Source organism: Palleronia rufa, from assembly GCF_000743715.1.
GTDB lineage: Bacteria > Pseudomonadota > Alphaproteobacteria > Rhodobacterales > Rhodobacteraceae > Palleronia > Palleronia rufa.
In genome coordinates this window covers 182750-201205 of sequence record NZ_JQEY01000002.1, presented here as the reverse complement: position 1 = coordinate 201205, position 18456 = coordinate 182750, and the positions used below count along the sequence as shown (strand labels likewise).

General features: G+C 67.3%; 15 protein-coding genes and 1 tRNA gene. 9 read left to right on the top strand and 7 right to left on the bottom strand.

Annotation, left to right across the window (positions count from 1 at the left end; genetic code table 11):
- Positions 1–46: 46 nt before the first annotated feature.
- The 3 genes from pgeF to lgt are packed head-to-tail and all read right to left on the bottom strand — an operon-like array spanning position 47 to position 2747.
- Positions 47–808 (bottom strand): peptidoglycan editing factor PgeF, encoded by a 762-nt coding sequence (gene pgeF / locus KW83_RS05040; protein ID WP_036175537.1) that lies wholly within the window; start codon positions 806–808, stop codon positions 47–49.
- Positions 805–1866 (bottom strand): class I SAM-dependent methyltransferase, encoded by a 1062-nt coding sequence (locus KW83_RS05035; RefSeq protein ID WP_036175534.1) that lies wholly within the window; start codon positions 1864–1866, stop codon positions 805–807. Before KW83_RS05035 ends, pgeF begins: the two co-directional genes overlap by 4 nt.
- Positions 1863–2747 (bottom strand): prolipoprotein diacylglyceryl transferase, encoded by an 885-nt coding sequence (lgt, locus tag KW83_RS05030; protein WP_036175531.1) that lies wholly within the window; start codon positions 2745–2747, stop codon positions 1863–1865. Before lgt ends, KW83_RS05035 begins: the two co-directional genes overlap by 4 nt.
- Before the next feature lie 101 nt (positions 2748–2848).
- On the opposite strand from lgt, the gene KW83_RS05025 reads away from it, so the two are divergent.
- From KW83_RS05025 to ade, 3 genes are all read left to right on the top strand, one after another.
- Positions 2849–3088 (top strand): accessory factor UbiK family protein, encoded by a 240-nt coding sequence (locus KW83_RS05025; RefSeq protein WP_036175516.1) that lies wholly within the window; start codon positions 2849–2851, stop codon positions 3086–3088.
- 279 nt (positions 3089–3367) lie between these two features.
- Positions 3368–3604, top strand: coding sequence for an Lrp/AsnC family transcriptional regulator (locus KW83_RS05020; RefSeq protein ID WP_036175513.1), 237 nt, complete (start codon positions 3368–3370; stop codon positions 3602–3604).
- A complete protein-coding gene (ade, locus tag KW83_RS05015; protein ID WP_036175510.1) occupies positions 3604–5295 on the top strand; it encodes an adenine deaminase in 1692 nt (563 codons plus the stop codon). The genes KW83_RS05020 and ade overlap by 1 nt, the downstream gene beginning before the upstream one ends.
- A gap of 36 nt (positions 5296–5331) precedes the next feature.
- Here the strand turns inward: ade and KW83_RS05010 are convergent.
- From KW83_RS05010 to KW83_RS05000, 4 genes are all read right to left on the bottom strand, one after another.
- Positions 5332–5406, bottom strand: a tRNA-Gly gene (locus KW83_RS05010).
- A 518-nt stretch (positions 5407–5924) separates the two neighbouring features.
- Positions 5925–6095 carry a hypothetical protein gene (locus KW83_RS21125; protein ID WP_200879656.1) on the bottom strand — a complete coding sequence of 57 codons (171 nt, stop codon included), beginning with the start codon at positions 6093–6095 and terminating at the stop codon, positions 5925–5927.
- A 77-nt stretch (positions 6096–6172) separates the two neighbouring features.
- Positions 6173–9616 carry a pyruvate carboxylase gene (locus KW83_RS05005; RefSeq protein ID WP_036175507.1) on the bottom strand — a complete coding sequence of 1148 codons (3444 nt, stop codon included), beginning with the start codon at positions 9614–9616 and terminating at the stop codon, positions 6173–6175.
- Positions 9576–10802 carry an alpha-hydroxy acid oxidase gene (locus KW83_RS05000; RefSeq protein ID WP_081904477.1) on the bottom strand — a complete coding sequence of 409 codons (1227 nt, stop codon included), beginning with the start codon at positions 10800–10802 and terminating at the stop codon, positions 9576–9578. The genes KW83_RS05005 and KW83_RS05000 overlap by 41 nt, the downstream gene beginning before the upstream one ends.
- A gap of 121 nt (positions 10803–10923) precedes the next feature.
- On the opposite strand from KW83_RS05000, the gene KW83_RS04995 reads away from it, so the two are divergent.
- From KW83_RS04995 to KW83_RS04970, 6 genes are all read left to right on the top strand, one after another.
- On the top strand, positions 10924–13314 hold the full coding sequence (locus KW83_RS04995; RefSeq protein ID WP_036175505.1) for an ATP-dependent helicase: 2391 nt from the start codon (positions 10924–10926) through the stop codon (positions 13312–13314).
- 73 nt (positions 13315–13387) lie between these two features.
- A complete protein-coding gene (locus KW83_RS04990) occupies positions 13388–13783 on the top strand; it encodes a response regulator (RefSeq protein ID WP_036175503.1) in 396 nt (131 codons plus the stop codon).
- A gap of 1030 nt (positions 13784–14813) precedes the next feature.
- Positions 14814–15326: a division/cell wall cluster transcriptional repressor MraZ gene (locus KW83_RS04985; protein ID WP_036175501.1), complete on the top strand. Its 513-nt coding sequence runs from the start codon at positions 14814–14816 to the stop codon at positions 15324–15326.
- A gap of 4 nt (positions 15327–15330) precedes the next feature.
- Positions 15331–16320: a 16S rRNA (cytosine(1402)-N(4))-methyltransferase RsmH gene (gene rsmH / locus KW83_RS04980; protein ID WP_036176013.1), complete on the top strand. Its 990-nt coding sequence runs from the start codon at positions 15331–15333 to the stop codon at positions 16318–16320.
- Complete coding sequence (gene ftsL / locus KW83_RS04975; RefSeq protein ID WP_036175499.1) at positions 16321–16662, top strand: cell division protein FtsL; 342 nt, start codon at positions 16321–16323, stop codon at positions 16660–16662.
- Complete coding sequence (locus KW83_RS04970; protein WP_036175497.1) at positions 16659–18449, top strand: peptidoglycan D,D-transpeptidase FtsI family protein; 1791 nt, start codon at positions 16659–16661, stop codon at positions 18447–18449. The genes ftsL and KW83_RS04970 overlap by 4 nt, the downstream gene beginning before the upstream one ends.
- The last annotated feature ends 7 nt before the right edge of the window (positions 18450–18456 follow it).

Sequence of the window (18456 nt, the reverse complement as noted above, 5' to 3'; positions counted from 1 at the left end):
TCGTCAATGTGTGTCCCGGCCACGGATCGGGCGATGGCGCGGCGGCTCAGCCGCAGCGGATGACCGAGATGAGGCGGCCGTAGTCGGCCTCTTTCCGGTGGGTCGCCCGGCGGTAGGAGAAGAACCGCCCGGCATCGCGGTAGGTGCAGTGGCGGATCCATTCCGCCCCGCCCACGCCCTCGGCGCGCAGGCGATGAAGCCCGTAGCCCGGCAGGTCGAATTGCAGCCGGTCGCCCCGTCCGCCGGCAAAGAACCGATGCGCCTGGGGGTCCTCCGACAGAAACTCGTCCAAAAGTTCCGGACCGACCTCATAATGCGCCTGCGAGATCGTGGGCCCGATGGCCGCCCGGACCCGGCTGCGGTTCGCGCCCAGACCCTCCATCGCTGCCAGCACCGCGCCGATCACCCCGTCGCGCGCCCCGCGCCACCCCGCATGGGCTGCGCCGACCACACCGGCCTGCGGGTCTGACAGCAGGATCGGCATGCAGTCGGCGGTCAGGATGCCCAGCGCCACGCCCGGCACGTTCGTCGCCATGGCGTCCGCAGGTCCGTCGGGGGTCCGATCAGCATCCCGGACGATGACGGCATCCGCCGAATGGACCTGCCGCACGGTCTTGAGCGCATCCACCGCCACGCCCATCGCAGCGGCCACGCGGGCGCGGTTGATCTGCACGATGTCATTCTGGTCGGACGATCCGTGCCCGCAGTTCAGACCCGCGAAGACCCCGGAGGACGCTCCGCCCTTGCGGGTGAAGAATCCATGGGCGACGGGCGACAGGATGCCAGAGAGGATCGGCGCGATGGTCAATTGGCCTCCAGTCCGGGGGGCGGGCCCGCGTCGTCGTGCAGGGCCATGATCTTGAAAAGGGTGCCCATCTCTTCGGGATGGGTCAACCGCCGGTGCGCGGTCACATGGGCGTCCAGGGCCGAATCCGTGAGACCCTGGGCGAGAGCCCGCGCACGGGGTGCGATGCCCAGCCGCTCCAGCCACGCGCCCTGCGGCACGAGACGGCTGGCGGCTGCGGGCGACGCGGCGGCCAGTGCCCCGAAATCCACATGCGCCGTCAGGTCGGCCGCGCCCGGAAAGGCAAGGGGCGCCTCCTTGGCGTGTCCGCGCACCGCCTGGAACGTGTCGCCAAGCGAAGTGTCGCTGCCGTAGTCGATGATGAGGGCCGCACCGCCCCGGGCCGCGACGCGGGCGCCGATGGTCTGGGCCAAGGCCTCTGCCGCGCCGCTGGTCTCCACCATGTCGCCATCGTGGGTGTCGGCCAGTCGGTGGGAAAGGGCCGCCAGCGGCACCGGGTCGCTGAGCGCGAAGGTCAGCGCGCCGTCCGCCGCCCCGACCAGCCGCTCACGCCAGCTGTCGCCGTCGCGCAGGAACTGGCGGATGGGCAAGGCGTCGAAGACCTCATTCGCGACGAGCCAGAGCGGCAGGTCCGGCACCTGATCCAGGGAGGTGCAGAGCACCGGGGCGTGGTCGCGCAGGGTCTCTGCCTGGATCGCGCGCAGGGTCGGAGAGACCTCGATCAGATGCAGCCGGATCGCGTCGTGGAAGCCCGGCACGCGGCGGGTGGCGCGCAGAAGATCCGCCATCAGCGTGCCGCGGCCCGGGCCAAGCTCGACCAGCGCGATGGGGGACGGCGCGCCGCGGTCGAGCCAGGCCTGGGCGAGGCAGAGGCCGACCAGTTCACCGAACATCTGGCTGATCTCGGGCGCGGTGGTGAAGTCGCCCGCCGCCCCCAGCGGGTCGCGTGTCGTGTAGTAGCCATGGCGGGGGTGCAGCAGGCAGGCGGTCATGTACTCGGCCACGCTGATCGGACCAGTGGCCGCGATCTGGCGGATGAGAATCTCCGCCAGCGGGGTCACGGCCTGCGGCGCGCGGCCAGCACCAGCCCGGCACCGATGGCCAGCATCGGCAGCGACAGAAGCTGGCCCATGCTGAGACCCGCCGCACCGATCTGCACGACATAGCCCATCGGGTTGTCGGGGGTGATGAACTGCGGATCGGCCTGACGGACCAGCTCGACCAGGATGCGGGAGACCGCATAGCCCATCAGGAAGATGCCCGTCAGCGCCCCGGGGCGCTTGAGCCAGCCGCGCCGGAAGGCGAGCACGATGAGAAGCGCGCCAAGCACAAGGCCCTCCAGCAGCGCCTCGTAGAGTTGCGACGGATGCCGCGCGCAGAGCCCTTCGATCCCCGGACAGGACTGGGCGGCCGGACCGGGAAAGATCACGCCCCAGGGCAGGTCCGTGGGCCGGCCCCACAGCTCGGCGTTGATGAAATTGGCGATGCGGCCCAAGAGCAGGCCCGCCGGGGTCGCCAGCGCCAGCAGATCGAGCATCTGGAGCAACGGCACGTCGCGGCGCCAGGCGAAAAGCAGACCGGCAGCCGTGACGCCCAGCATGCCGCCATGGAACGACATGCCGCCCTGCCAGATCGCCAGGATCTCAAGCGGATTGGCGACGTAATAGGCCGGCTGGTAGAACAGGACGAACCCGAGCCGCCCGCCGAGCAGCAACCCCAGGATGATCCAGGTCATCAGGTCCTCGACAGCCGTCGGTGCCATGGGCGGACGGTTCGCCGGCCAGAGGTCCGTCCGCGACACCGCGCGAACGGCAAGCCGCCATCCCAGCAGGATGCCGACGATATAGGCGAGCGCGTACCAGCGCAGCGCCAGCGTGAAGCTGCCGAGCTCGATCGAGAAGATCTCGGGCGAGATGTCGGGGAAGGGGATGGCCATGATCATGGGCGGCAGAAATGACGGGGCGGGGGGGAAGTCAACCACACGAATGCTTGAGAACGGCCGCTTCGATGACCATATGCTGGCCGAGTGAAAAGGGGAGTCCCATGCAGACGCGCAACAAGATGTTCGAGGACCTGTCGCAGCTTATGACCAACGCCATGGGCGTGGCCCAGGGTGCGCGGACCGAAGCCGAAACCGCCATGAAGGGCGTCGTCGATCGCTGGCTGGCGGATCGCGATTTCGTGACCCGTGAGGAGTTCGACGCGGTGCGGGCCATGGCCCAGAAGGCGCGTGAGGAGAACGACGCGCTGAAGGCCCGGATCGAGGCGCTCGAAGCACGCTGAGAAACGCGCCGCGACCGGGCGGATCGGTGCGCCGGAATTCGCGCGCTGCTGCCATGGTTCGGGGATGGGCTGGCGGGCGTCGGGCTCTGTGTCCAAGGGGTCGGCCGCGTTCTTGACTGGCGAAGCGACGGTCCGGCTGACAGGCGGGGCAACCGACCGGCGGAGCGGTTGTCCCTGGAACCGTGCGGCGGGTGGCGTGCGGAATTCCCGGACAGTCACCGGGGCTGGCCTTGCCGTCCTGGTGGTGATTCTGTCCGGAAAATCGAAGGAGAACGCCCCGTGACCTGTGTCTTCGTACAGATCCGCTGCCGGCCCGGCACCGCCTACGACGTCGCCGAAAGGATCGTCCTGAAGGAAATCCATTCGGAGCTCTATTCCACCTCCGGCGATTTCGACCTGCTGATGAAACTCTACGTCCCCGACGAAGAGGATGTGGGCAAGTTCATCAACGATCGCCTGCTCGGCATCGACGGGATCGAGCGCAGCCTGACGACCCTCACGTTCCGCGTGTTCTGATGGGCGGTCTGGCGCGGCGGATCGCGGTGGCGCGCGGCGATGCGGCCGCTGACCAGGTGCTGCGCGGCGCAGAGGTGCTCGACGTGGTGACCGGCGAGCGGATTTCCGGCGACGTGGCCATTGTCGACGGCGCCATCGCCGGGATCGGCGCACGCTGGGACGGGCCGGTGCGCGACCTCGCCGGGCTGACGCTGGTGCCGGGATTCATCGACACCCACCTGCATGTGGAAAGCGCGCTGGTCACGCCGGACGAATTCGCGCGCTGCGTCGGCCCGCGCGGCGTGACAACCGCCATATGGGATCCGCATGAGATCGCCAACGTCCTGGGCGTCGCGGGGATCGACTGGGCCCTTGCGGCGGCGGACGCCAGCGTGATCGACTTGCGGGTGATGCTGTCCTCCTGCGTGCCGTCGTCGCACATGGAAACGTCGGGCGCGCGGATCGGCGCGGATGAGCTGGCCGCGCGGAAGGACCATCCCAAGGCTCTCGGGCTGGCGGAATTCATGAACTATCCCGGCGTGATCGGCGGCGATGCGGAATGCTTGGAAAAGCTTTCGGCCTTCGAGGGGCGGCACATCGACGGCCACGCGCCGCTTCTCTCCGGGCAGGCTCTCTCGGCCTATGCCGCCGCCGGCATCCGCACGGAGCATGAGGCCACCAGCACCGCCGAAGCGCTGGAGAAGCTGTCGCGGGGCCTGCGGATCCTGATCCGCGAGGGGTCGGTCTCGAAGGATCTGGACGCCTTGATCCCGCTGATGACCGAACGGCTGTCGCCCTATCTGTGCCTGTGCACCGACGACCGCAATCCGCTGGACATCGGCGAAGAGGGCCATCTGGACCACATGATCCGCCGCGCGATCGCACGCGGGGTGGCGCCGCTGGTCGCCTACAGGATCGCGTCGCTGTCGGCGGCCGAGGCATTCGGGCTGAAGGACCGGGGCCAGATCGCGCCCGGAAAACGTGCGGACATCGTGGCGCTGGGCTCGGTCGAAGGATGCGACGTGCGGGCGGTCTGGGCCAATGGGGTGGAACTGACGCAAGAGATCTTCGCGGGACGGTCCGGTACGCCAGGCATAGGCCGCGGATCGGTACGGGTGCCGCGGATCGAACCCGGGACGTTCCGCCTGGAGGGTTCCGGGGGCGACACGCCGGTGATCGGCGTGACCGGCGGCCGGATCCTCACGGATCACCTGCGTGAGGAGATCTCGGCCACCGACGGCGACCTGTGCCCCGACCCCGCGCGCGACCTCGCACGGGTCACGGTGATCGAGCGGCACGGCATCAACGGCAATGTCGCCAACGGGTTCGTCCGGGGGTTTGGACTGGCGCGGGGGGCCATTGCCTCGACCGTCTGCCACGACCATCACAACCTGATCGTCGTCGGGGCGGATTACGGTGACATGGCGCTGGCCGCCCACCGGTTGGCGGAGATCGAGGGCGGGTTCTGCGTTGTGGAGAACGGGACCGTCCTGGCCGAGCTGGCGCTGCCCGTGGCCGGGCTGATGAGTCTTGCGCCGTTCGAGGAGGTGCGCGCGGCGATGAAGGATCTGAGGCGCGCGGCCAAGTCGCTGGGCGTGGTGCTGGAAGAGCCTTTCCTGCAACTCGCCTTCGTCGCCCTGCCGGTGATTCCGCACCTCAAGATCACCGATCGCGGTATGGTCGACGTGGACAGGTTCGCCATCATCCGGTGACAGGCGGCCTTGTGGATAACTCTGTGGACGATCCGATGGAGCGGGCGATGAGATTCGAACTCACGACCCTTACCTTGGCAAGGTAATGCTCTACCCCTGAGCTACGCCCGCGCTGCCATCGGTGAGGGCGGACTTAGACAAGGGCGCGCCGGGGCGCAAGCGGAAAATAAGGCCCCGCGTCGGGTAGGGCGGACGTTCTGGAAGTCTGCCCGCCGGCGTTTCGCCGCGGCATCCAAGGCCGCCGCTATCCGTTGGGTTTCAGCCGTCCGACGGACCACGGCTGGTCCCGGTGGGTGACGGTTTTGTTGTGCGCGTTGCCGAAGGTACGTCCGATCACCGGGCCCCGATGCTTCCGCCCCTGGCCTGCCGTGCAATGAGGTGAGGGTGATTTTCGGGATCGATGGCGCGGATCGCGCTGGGGTCGATGCAGGCGCGGCTGCCCTGCACAGAAGAACTGCCGGGCGAGGCATGGCAGTTTGCCCTGGGGCGGGCGCAGGACGTCTCCCGAAGCGGTCAGCGTAGGGCCACGCCCTTGGTGGCGCGTATCACTGCCCTGCCGCCGTCCCGCTCCGCGATGACGGCCCCGCTACAGGGCCATCGTCAAGATCGGCGACATCCGGACGCGCGGCCTACTCTTCGGTCGTGGCCGCGCCGACAGTCCCGCCAACGACGGCCCCCGCCGGGCCCGCGACGACCGCCCCGCCAAGTCCGCCTGTCGCCGCGCGCTCGGTCGCCGAGTTTCCGCAGGCTGCGAGTCCCAGGAAGGCGACGCCGATGAGTGTGTTCCGGATGATCGACATGCGCAGGTTCCTCCACGAAAGAATTGTCACAATTGCATGAGGCCCAACGGCGCCAACCTGCTGTTGTTCCCGCGGTCTCACTCCAGCTCGATCAACAGGTCCTTGGCGTCGATCTGCGCGCCGGGAGTGACGTGAATGGCCTTGATCGTGGCTTCGCGGTCGGCATGAAGACCGCTTTCCATCTTCATCGCCTCTATCGTCAGCAGAAGATCGCCCTTCTTCACCGCCTTGCCGGTCTCCGCCACGATGGAGGCGACCACCCCCGGCATCGGCGCGCCGACGTGGTTCGGATTGCCCAGTTCGGCCTTCGCCGTGCCGGCCGCGCGGCCGGCGGCCTTGCGGTTGGGCACGCGCGCGGTGCGGGGCTGGCCGTTCAGCTCGAAGAACACCTTTACCTCGCCCTCGGCCGTGGTCTCGCCCAGCGCCTGACAGCGGATCTCAAGCGTCTTGCCGGGGTCGATCTCGGCCGAGATCTGCTCGCCCGGCTCCATGCCGTAGAAGAACGTGTGCGTCGGCAAGGTGCGCACGGGGCCGTATTCCTCGTTGCGAAGGCGGTAGTCGGTGAAGACCTTGGGATACATCAGGTACCCCATGAGGTCCTCGTCGTCGATCTCGACCCCGCCGCAGGCCTTCGACGCCTCTGCGCGCGCGGCCTCCAGATCGACCGGTTTGAGATGCTTGCCAGGCCGGTCGGTCAACGGCTTTTCGCCCTTGAGGATCCTTTTCTGGATCCCCTTCGGCCAGCCGCCCGGAGGTTGTCCCAAAGCGCCGCGCATCATGTCCACGACCGACTCCGGAAAGCTCACGTCGGTGGCTGGATCCTCGACCTCGGCGCGGGTCAGCCCCTGGGCGACCATCATCAGGGCCATGTCCCCAACCACCTTGGAGGAGGGCGTCACCTTCACGATGTCCCCGAACATCTGGTTCACCTGCGAATAGGTGTGGGCGACCTCATGCCAGCGGTCCTCCAGCCCCATGGCGCGGGCTTGCGCCTTGAGATTGGTGAACTGGCCGCCGGGCATCTCATGCAGATAGACTTCGGACGCGGGGGCCTGCATGCCCGACTCGAAGGCTGCGTAGTGGCTGCGCACCGTCTCCCAGTAGTTGGAGATCTCGCGGATCGCGTCGATGTCGAGGGTCGAGGCGCGGTCGGAATTGGCCAGACTCTCGACCACCGTGCCCAGCGTCGCCTGGGAGGTGTTGCCCGACAGCGAGTCCATGGCGCAATCCACCGCGTCCACGCCGGCATCCGCCGCCGCCAGGATCGTGCCGCAGGCGATGCCGGCGGTATCGTGGGTGTGCAGATGGACGGGCAGGCCCACCTCTTCCTTCAGCGCCTTGACCAGCACGCGGGCGGCGGCCGGTTTCAGCAGGCCGGCCATGTCCTTGAGGCCCAGGATATGGGCGCCGGCATCCTTGAGCTGCCGGGCGGTCTTCAGGTAATAGTCCAGGTCGTACTTGTCGCGGTCGGGATTGAGCATATCGCCGGTATAGCAGACGGTCCCTTCGCAGATCTTGCCGGTGTCCTGCACCGCGTCCATGGCAACGCGCATGTTCTCGACCCAGTTGAGGCTGTCGAACACCCGGAACACGTCGATGCCGGATGCCGCTGCCCGCGTCACGAATCCCTGAACGACGTTGTCGGGATAGTTGGTGTAGCCCACACCGTTGCTGCCCCTCAGCAGCATCTGCGTCATCAGGTTCGGCATGGTGCGGCGCAGGTCGCGCAGGCGCTGCCAGGGACATTCCTGCAGGAACCGATAGGCCACGTCGAAGGTCGCGCCACCCCAGCATTCGACGGAGAAGAGGCCGGGCAGGTTGTGCGCATAGGTTGGGGCCACGCGGATCATGTCGATCGACCGCATCCGGGTCGCCAGCAGCGACTGGTGGCCGTCGCGCATGGTGGTGTCGGTGATCATCACCTCAGTCTGTTCGGACAGCCAGTCGGCCACCGCCTGGGGGCCGAAATCGTCCAGGATCTGTCGGCTGCCGGGGCGGGGGCTGTCGGCGCGCAGGCGCGGCGGAACGGGGGCGCGGGCCTCCGCGGGGGGCATGGCGCGGCCCTCCGTTTCCGGGTGACCGTTCACGGTGATGTCGGCGATGTAGTTGAGGATCTTGGTGGCGCGGTCGCGGCGCGGCTTGAAGTCGAATAGCGCGGGCGTCTGGTCGATGAACTTGGTGTGGTACTCGTTCGACAGGAAGGTCGGGTGGCGCAGCAGGTTGATGACGAAGTCGATATTGGTGCTGACGCCGCGGATGCGGAACTCGCGCAGGGCGCGGTCCATGCGGGCGATGGCGGCCTCGGGCGTGGGCGCCCATGCGGTGACCTTCTCCAGCAGCGAATCGTAGTAGCGGGTGATGACGGCGCCGGAATAGGCGGTGCCGCCGTCCAGCCGGATGCCCATTCCGGTGGCACCGCGATAGGCGGTGATGCGACCGTAGTCGGGGATGAAGTTGTTGGTCGGATCCTCGGAGGTGATGCGGCACTGGATCGCGTGACCCGACAGCGTGACGTCATATTGCGAGGCCGTGCCCGTGGCCTCCATCAGTGACTTTCCCTCCGCGATGAGGATCTGGGCGCGGACGATGTCGATGCCGGTGACCTCCTCTGTCACGGTATGTTCGACCTGGACGCGGGGATTGACCTCGATGAAGAAGAACTCGCCCGTCTCCATGTCCATCAGGAACTCGATGGTCCCGGCGCATTCGTAGCCCACGTGCTCGGCGATCTTCTTGCCGAGGTTGCAGATCCGCTCGCGTTGGGCGCCCGACAGGTAGGGGGCGGGCGCGCGCTCCACGACCTTCTGGTTGCGCCGCTGGACCGAGCAGTCGCGCTCCCACAGGTGGTAGATGTTGCCCATGGAATCGCCAAGGATCTGCACCTCCACATGGCGGGCGCGCAGGATCATCTTTTCCAGGTAGCCCTCCCCGTTGCCGAAGGCGGCCTCGGCCTCGCGCCGGCCCTCCAGCACCTTCTCCTCCAGCTCGTCGGGCCCGGCGATGGGACGCATGCCGCGCCCGCCGCCGCCCCAAGACGCCTTGAGCATCAGTGGATAGCCGATCTCTTCGGCGGCGGCGCGGGCCGCGTCCATGTCGTCGGTCAGAACCTCCGAGGCCGGGACCACCGGCACGCCGGCCTCCATCGCCACGCGCCGGGCGCTGGCCTTGTCGCCAAGCTGGCGCATCGTCTCTGCCTTGGGACCGATGAAGGCGATGCCGTTGGCCGTGCAGGCATCGACGAAATCGGGGTTCTCCGAAAGGAGCCCGTAGCCCGGATGAATCGCGTCGGCGCCGCATTCGCGCGCGACACGGATGATCTCTTCGATGGAAAGATACGCGGCCACCGGGCCGAGCCCTTCGCCGATCCGATAGGCTTCGTCGGACTTGAACCGGTGGAGGCTCAGCTTGTCCTCTTCCGCATAGACCGCGACCGTCCGCTTGCCGAGTTCATTGGCCGCGCGCATGACACGGATGGCGATTTCACCGCGGTTCGCGATGAGGATCTTCTTGAAGTCGGTCATTGCGGCAGGGCCTCGTTGTGCAGGTGCAGAAAAACGGTAGTGCGGGGGCGCTTGCAAGGCAACGCCGGTCCCGGACCCCCGGCGGAACGGAAAGTCCCAGCTGTCCCATATCGGCCTCCAGCCCGGCGCGGAGGATGTGGACCGCGTGATCGACGCCGGGTCGGCCCAGTGCGGCCAGGCCATGGTGGAACGCCCGGCCCAACATGACCATATCCGCGCCCATGGCGATGTAGCGCAGCACGTCGGTGCCCGAACGCACGCCGCCGTCCGCAATCAGGGGCACGTCCGGGCCCACGGCGGCGCGGATCGCGGGCAGCACATGCAGGGCAGGGGGCGCCGCCTCGAACTGGCGGCCGCCGTGGTTCGACACCCAGATCGCGTCCACGATGTCCGCCAGCCGCGCGGCGTCGCCGGGGTCGAGCACGCCCTTGACGACCAGCGGGCCGTCCCATTCGTCGCGCAGCGCCCGCAGGTAATCCCAGTCCGGCGCGGTGCGCAGGCGATAGCCGATATGGCCGGTGGTCCCGCCGGGTTCATCGGGGCGCGCGTATCTGTCCAGGGTCTTCAGCCGGGCGGTCCCGGCGCGCAGCGTGGCCAGCGACCAGGCGGGGGCCAGCGCGGCCTGGGCGGCGATGCGGGGCGTCAGGCGCATGGGGTTCGTCAGGCGCGCCCGGCGCTGGCGTTCGCGCCGCGACGGCGTGCCCACATCTGCCGTCAGGACCAGCGTGTCGAAGCCCGCGTCGCGGGCGCGGGCCAGCATGTCATGGCGGATCCCTGCATCGCGGGGCGGGTAGAGCTGGTACCAGCCCCGGCCGCCGGTAGCCGGTCCGACCTCTTCGGGAGTCGCGGCGGCGACCGTGGACAGGCTGTAGGGGATGCCGGCGTCGTGCGCGGCCCGCGCCAGGGTGACCTCCGCCCCCGGCCAGATCAGCCCCGACATGCCCACGGGGGCGATGCCGACGGGCATGGACCAGGCGGCGCCCATGAGGCGACAGGAGAGGTCCGCAGGCACCGGCGCCAGAATCCCGGGGCAGAGGGCCACGGCGTCCAGCGCCTCGGTGTTCGCGTGGTTCGCGCGCTCGTTACCGGTCGCGCTATCAAGGTATTCCCAGACGAAGCGCGGCAGGCGGGACTTCGCCTTCCGGGCCAGGTCGGACAGCGCTGGGTAGCGGTCGTCGAGATCCATGCCGCTTGTTACCGGTTGCGGCGGGGCGCGGAAAGATACCCAGTCGAGACGCGGAAACGTCATGGAACGGATGGCGAACGCGGCGCTTCCGTTCCGACGGCGACGGGGATAAGGTGCTGTCATGACCGATTTCGACGAAAGCGATGCGTTCGAGGCCGCCGTGCCGCTGTCCCGTCAGGCCGCCGCCGCGCGACCGACACCCTATCTGGACGGGTTGAACCCCGCTCAGCAGGAGGCAGTCGAGGCGCTGGACGGTCCGGTGCTGATGCTGGCGGGTGCGGGGACCGGCAAGACCAAGGCGCTCACCGCCCGCATCGCGCACCTGATGATGACCGGCCGCGCCCGCCCGAACGAGATTCTGGCCGTGACCTTCACCAACAAGGCCGCGCGCGAGATGAAGAACCGCGTGGGCAGCCTGCTGGGCCAGACGGTCGAAGGAATGCCGTGGCTGGGCACCTTCCACGCCATCTGCGTCAAGCTGCTGCGTCGCCATGCGGAACTGGCGGGGCTGAAGTCGAACTTCACGATCCTGGACACCGACGATCAGGTGCGGCTGATGAAACAGCTCATCCTGGCTGAGAATATCGACGAAAAGCGATGGCCCGCGCGGCAGCTGGCCGGCATCATCGACCACTGGAAGAACCGCGCCTGGACGCCCGCGAAGGTGCCCGCGGCAGAGGCGGGGGCCTTCAATCATCGCGGGACGGAACTCTACGACTATTACCAGACCCGGCTGAAGACCCTGAACGCCGTCGATTTCGGCGACCTGCTGCTGCATGTCGTGACGATCTTTCAGGAGCACCCGGATGTGCTGGAGCAATACCAGCGCTGGTTCCGTTACATTCTGGTCGACGAGTACCAGGACACCAACGTGGCCCAGTATCTCTGGCTGCGGCTGCTGGCCCAAGGTCACAAGAACATCTGCTGCGTGGGTGACGACGACCAGTCGATCTACGGCTGGCGCGGTGCCGAGGTCGGCAATATCCTGCGGTTCGAAAAGGACTTTCCGGGCGCCAAGGTGGTGCGGCTGGAGCAGAACTACCGCTCGACCCCGCATATCCTGGCCGCCGCCTCCCGGGTGATCGACGGCAACAAGGGACGCCTGGGAAAAACCCTCTGGACCGCCGAGCAGGCCGGCGAAAAGGTCCGTCTGATCGGTCACTGGGACGGCGACGAGGAAGCGCGCTGGGTCGGAGACGAGATCGACGCCATGTCCGGCGGAACGCGCGGGATGCGGGCGTTCGGACTGGAGGACATGGCGATCCTGGTCCGCGCCTCGCACCAGATGCGCGCTTTCGAGGACCGCTTTCTGACCATCGGCCTGCCCTACCGCGTCATCGGCGGACCACGCTTCTACGAGCGGCTGGAGATCCGTGATGCCATGGCCTATTTCCGCCTTGCCGTCAGTCCGGACGACGACCTGGCGTTCGAGCGGATCGTGAACACGCCAAAGCGCGGCCTTGGCGACAAGGCCCAGCAAAGGATCCAGGTGACGGCGCGGGAGAACGGCGTGAGCCTTGTCGATGGCGCGCGCCTGTTGCTGGCCGACCAGGGGCTCGGTGGCAAGGGCGGCGCGGAGCTGCGGATGCTGGTCGACGCCCTCGCGCGCTGGCACGAGCTGGTGCGCGCGGGGCAGACCAGCCATATCGAACTCGCCGAGCGTATCCTGGACGAATCCGGCTACACGGGCCATTGGCAGACCGACAAGACACCCGAGGCGCCGGGCCGGCTGGAGAACCTCAAGGAACTGGTCAAGGCGCTGGAATCCTTTGAGAACCTGCAGGGATTCCTGGAGCATGTCGCGCTCATCATGGACAATGAGAGCGATGCGGGAGAGGCCAAGGTGTCGATCATGACGCTCCATGCCGCCAAGGGGCTGGAGTTTCCCGCGGTGTTCCTGCCGGGCTGGGAGGACGGGTTGTTCCCGTCCCAGCGGTCGATGGACGAATCGGGCCTGAAGGGGCTCGAGGAAGAGCGGCGCCTGGCCTACGTCGGCCTCACCCGCGCCGAGGAGCTGGCGACGATCAGCTTCGCCGCCAACCGTCGCGTCTATGGTCAGTGGCAATCGTCCATGCCGTCGCGGTTCATCGACGAACTGCCCGCCGATCATGTCGACGTGCTGACGCCTCCGGGGCTTTATGGCGGCGGCTACGGTGCGGCGGGCATGGCGGCGAGCGCCTCTCCGCAGATCGTGGCCGCGTCGCAATCGGATCTGCACGACCGCGCGAGCCGGGCGGATGTCTACAATTCCCCGGGGTGGCGTCGGTTGCAGGCCCGCAGCCAGTCGCGTCCCATGAGCCAGCCGCGAGAGAGCCGGAGCATGGTCATCGACGCCGAAGCCGTGTCCGCCTTCGCAGAAGGCGACCGGGTGTTCCACCAGAAGTTCGGTTATGGATCGGTCGCGGCGCTGGAAGGCGACAAGGTCGAGGTCGCATTCGACAAGGCGGGAAAGAAAAAGGTCGTCGGGCGGTTCCTTGTCGGCGCGGATCAGGCCGGAGACGTGCCGTTCTGAGAAACCGGGCGCCGTTTCAGTGTTTCTTTACGCTGATCGTGCAGGTTTGCGTGGAGCAGATAGAGGAACCGGCATGCGAACACTGATTGTGGAAGACGATGCGCTTCTTGGCGGCATCTGGCATGAGGTGCTGGTCGATGCGGGCCATGAGGCGATTGTCGTGGACGAGGCAGAATGCGCCCGCAAGCTCCTGCTGACCCATGCGTTCGACGCCGTCGTTCTCGATCTCATGCTGGGTGAGGACAGCGGACTGTCCGTCGCCGCGCTGGCCAACTACGCCAACCCGGACTGCTGCGTGGTCGTGGTTACCGGATCCGCGCTCTTCGCGCGCGGAGAGCTTTTCGGCATGGCTCCGAACATCACCTCGGTGCTGCGCAAGCCGGTGAGCATCTTCGAACTTCTGGCGGTGATCGAGTACGAAACCGGCCGCGGCCACCGCACCGGATCCCGCCAGCGTAGCTACGGCTGATGTAAACACCTCACAGCAAAACGGCGACACCCGGGAGGAGGTAGGTGCCGCCGCTCTGGTCACGAGGGTTGCCCGGGAGGAGGTGGGCGCGCCCCGCGATTGCGGTGTTTCGTGCGGCGACACCCGGGAGGAGGTAGGTGCCGCCGCTCTGGTCACGAGGGTGCCCGGGAGGAGGTGGGCGCGCCCCGCGATTGCGGTGTTTCGTGCGGCGACACCCGGGAGGAGGTAGGTGCCGCCGCCTATTCGACCGCCCCGGGAGGAGGTGGGACGCTCGAAATCTCTGCCGACGATATGTTCGCCTTGGTTGAGACGAAGATAGGCGCATGCTGCAAATGCACAAGGAACCCCTCGGCAATGCTGCTATGCAGCAAGCGCATTCCTGCGCGCGGCGCCGGGCCGAGGTTGGGACCGGCCGGGCCTGAGGTCCTCACGGAACAGCTCTTCAGTCGAGAATCGGCAAACCATGGGAATACGTGAGACTGGCTGGATTCGGCTGCCACCAAAGGCCAAAATTGGCCCCCTGATGTACCTTCGCCACAGGCAAGCGAATTTTCCATCCGAGATATCGGTCTAAATTCAGCGCGCTCTGAAAATTATCTGCCCACTTCATGTTGCATGACAAATCGGTGTGACCACATCATATAGCTATAATTTGCCGACCTGCACACGGATCCGTGTTGGTTCACCGCGTCGCAGCAGGGCCCGAAGCCAGAAAAAAGTTGTGTACCATGATTTCCCATGCCATTCGTAAGTCATCGAGAGGCGACGGACAGGCGGACAAGAAGATCCGCAGGATCCGATAAAAAACAGAGGCTTAGGTTTCGTACAGGCGGAGTAAAAACGCGCTTCTCGATGTGAAGATCCGGTGCGCGGGCGAGCAGACATCCCCCCAGGTGGCGCGCGCTATCGGACATACCCGGAGACGGGACTAGAGCGGCGATCCGGACAGTGGCAGCAGTTCGGGTCGCCGTTTCCGTTCACGGGAATCAGCAGAATCCGAGAAGGGGGGTTTGGTCAAGAGGAGTTTTCGGTGTTCGACGTCTTCATCGGACATCACGAAAACAAGATCGACAGCAAAGGGCGCGTGTCGATCCCGGCCGATTTCCGCAAGGTGCTGGACGAGAAGGATCGGGATCGCGAACCGGGCACGCTTCCGCGTATGGTGATGATCTTCGGCGACGACCGGCGCGATTTCCTCGAGGTCATGTCCATGCGGCGCCTCGCGATCCTGAACAAGAAGATCCGCCGCCTTCCCGAGTATGACAGGCGCCGGCTCGACCTGGAGAACATGATCTACGAACGCGCCCAGCAGCTTGTCCTGGACGATACCGGCCGGATCGTGCTGCCGCCCTATGCGCGCGGCAAGCTCGGGCTTGAGGACAAGGCGCTCATCCTGGGCCGCGGCGATACGTTCCGGATCTGGCATCCCGACACCCACGCGACGAAATTCGTCCGTCCTCCTGCGGATCCGAAGACCGGCTACGATCCCGACAAGGATCCGATGGAATACATCGGCGGGGACGATGAGGACGATGAGGCGTGAGGCGATGATCCGGACCGTCCACGACCGCCCCCACGTTCCGGTCCTGCTGAACCCGATCCTGCGGCACTGCGCGCCGATCGGCGGTACCTGGATCGACGGCACCTTCGGCGCGGGCGGCTATGCACGCGGTCTTCTGGCGGCAGGCGCGGACCGGGTCGTCGGCATCGACCGCGATCCGACCGTCTTCGGCCTCGCATCGGCCTGGGCGGACGACTACGGCGAGGCGCTGCACCTGGTCGAGGGCACGTTCTCGGATCTCGACACGGTGGCGGACAAGCCCGTGGCAGGCGTGGTGCTCGACCTCGGCGTATCGTCCATGCAGCTCGACCAGCCGCAGCGCGGGTTTTCCTTCATGCGCGACGGCCCGCTCGACATGCGCATGGGAAATACCGGCCCCAGCGCCGCGGACATCGTGGCCGACGCGACCGAGACCACGCTCGCCGACATCCTGTTTCGATATGGCGAGGAGCGTGCCTCGCGGCGGATCGCGCGCGCCATCGTCGCCGCGCGCGCCGTCGCCCCCATCCGCACCACCGGCCACCTTGCCCGGATCGTCGAACGGCAACTGCCGCGCCCCAAGCAGGGCCAGAGCCACCCGGCCACGCGCAGTTTCCAGGCGCTTCGCATCGCGGTGAACGACGAGTTCGGCCAGCTCGCCGCGGGGCTGGAGGCGGCCGAGCGCGCCCTGGCGCCCGGCGGATGGCTGGCGGTAGTGTCGTTCCATTCCATGGAGGACCGGGTGGTGAAACGGTTCTTTCAGCAGCGCGGCGGCACGGGCGGCGGCGGCAACCGCTTCCAGCCCGCGGCCGACCCCGTGGCGCCGCGCTTCGACGTCACCACGCGGGGCATCGCGGCCGACGCGCCCGAAATCGACGCCAACCCGCGGGCCCGGTCGGCACGGCTGCGAATCGGGCGGCGCACGGAGGCGCCCGCCGGTCCCGTGGACCGCGACGCGCTGGACCTGCCGCGGGTCGAGATCAAGGGAGAGGTCTGAATGCGACTGCTGCTTTACGTGCTTCCCGGACTGGCCATCGTGGCCCTAGCATTCTGGGCGTATTCCGAGAATTACGAGACGCAGAAATCGCTTTCCCGGGTGCGCGATCTGCAGCGCCAGATCGGGATCGAGCATGAGACGCTGGCGATCCTCAGGGCGGAATGGGCCTATCTCAGCCGCCCGGAGCGGCTGCGCGACCTTGCCGACCTGAACTTTACGGCGCTGGGGCTGATGCCGCTGCTGCCGTATCATTTCGCCGGGGTGGACCAGATCGGCTATCCGCCGGAGGACCTCGGCCCGCTGAACGGCACCATCACCCTGATGAGCGAGACCTTGCCATGACCCGCACACCGCTCCGACCGCTCGCCCGGATCCTGGACGCTCGCCAGCGCGGCGAGAATCCCGACGCGATCGAGCGCGAGAACCTGCGCCTGCGCCACGAGGCGATGCGCGACTCCGCCCGGCGCCGGGCGGAGGGCCGCCTTGTCGTGCTGGCGGGCGCGTTCGTCCTGGCTTTCGGCGTCGTCGGATTGCGCATGGGGCTGATGGCGGCCGCCGAGCCGCAGGAGCCGCGCGCCGAGCTGGCCGGAAACCCGATCGTCGGTCAACGCGCCGACATCACGGACCGCAACGGCCGGGTGCTGGCCACGAATCTGTCCACCTACGCGCTCTACGCCCAGCCGCCAAAGATGATCGACAGGGTCGGTGCCGCCAAGAAGCTTGCCGCCATCTTCCCGGACCTCGACGAGGAACGTCTGGTCAAGGATTTCACCGGCACGCGCAAGTTCCTGTGGATAAAGAAAAAGGTCAGCCCGGAGCAGCGCCAGGCGGTCCACGACATCGGCGATCCGGGCCTGTTGTTCGGACCGCGTGAAATGCGGCTCTACCCCAATGGCCGCCTGGCCGCGCATGTTCTGGGCGGCGCCAGCTTCGGGCGCGAGGGGGTCAATTCGGCCGAGGTGATCGGCGTCGCCGGCATCGAGAAGGCCATGGACGATACGCTGCGCGATCCCGCGCGCGGCGGCGCCCCGCTGGTCCTGTCCATCGACATGACGGTCCAGAGCACCATGCGGGAGGTTCTCTACGGTGGCATGAGGCTGATGAACGCCAAGGGTGCCGCCGGCATTCTGATGGACATCGACAGCGGTGAGATCCTGTCCATGGTGTCGCTGCCCGATTTCGACCCCAACGACCGGCCCAGACCGCTGACCAAGGGCGACGCGGGCGACAGCCCGCTCTTCAACCGCGCGGTGCAGGGGGTCTATGAGCTGGGCTCGGTCTTCAAGATATTCGCGGTGGCTCAGGCGATGGAATTGGGGTTGGTCGGGCCGAACACCCTTGTCGATGCGGATGCGCCCATGAAATGGGGCCGGTTCACACTTCGCGAGTTCCAGAACAAGAACTACGGTCCGCTGTTGTCGGTCTCCGACGTCATCACCAAGAGCTCCAACGTCGGCACCGCCAAGCTTGCCCTGCAGATCGGGCCGGAGCGGCAGAAGGCGTTCCTGGAGAGTTTCGGCGTGTTCGACCCGACCCCGGTCGAGCTGGTCGAGGCGAGCGGCGCCAAGCCCCTCCTGCCGCCGAAATGGTCCGAGATCGTGGCCATCACCGCATCCTACGGGCACGGGTTTTCGGCCTCTCCCCTGCATCTGGCCGCGGCCTATTCGTCGCTTCTGAATGGCGGAACCAAGGTGGAGCCCACGCTTTTGAAGCGCGACGGCGCGCCGTCGGGCGACCGGCTGGTGAGCGAGCGGGTGAGCCGGGCGTCGGCCAAGATGCTGCGGCAGGTGGTCCTGGAGGGCACGGCCAGCTTCGGGCGCGTGCCAGGCTATGAGGTCGGCGGCAAGACCGGCACCGCGAACAAGCCGATCGCAGGGCGCAAGGGCTACTACAAAGACAAGAACATCAATACCTTCGCCAGCGTCTTTCCGGCGGACGACCCTGCCTATGTGCTGATCGTGATGCTCGATGAGGCCAGCGACAATTCGGGCCAAGAGCCGCGCCGCACGGCCGGCTGGACGGCCGTTCCCGTCGCCGCGGAGGTGATCCGCCGCACGGCGCCGCTCCTGGGCCTCAGGCCGAAGATTGAACCGGTCGCGGCATCCGGGGTAACACTGGCCTCGGAGTAGCGGGGGC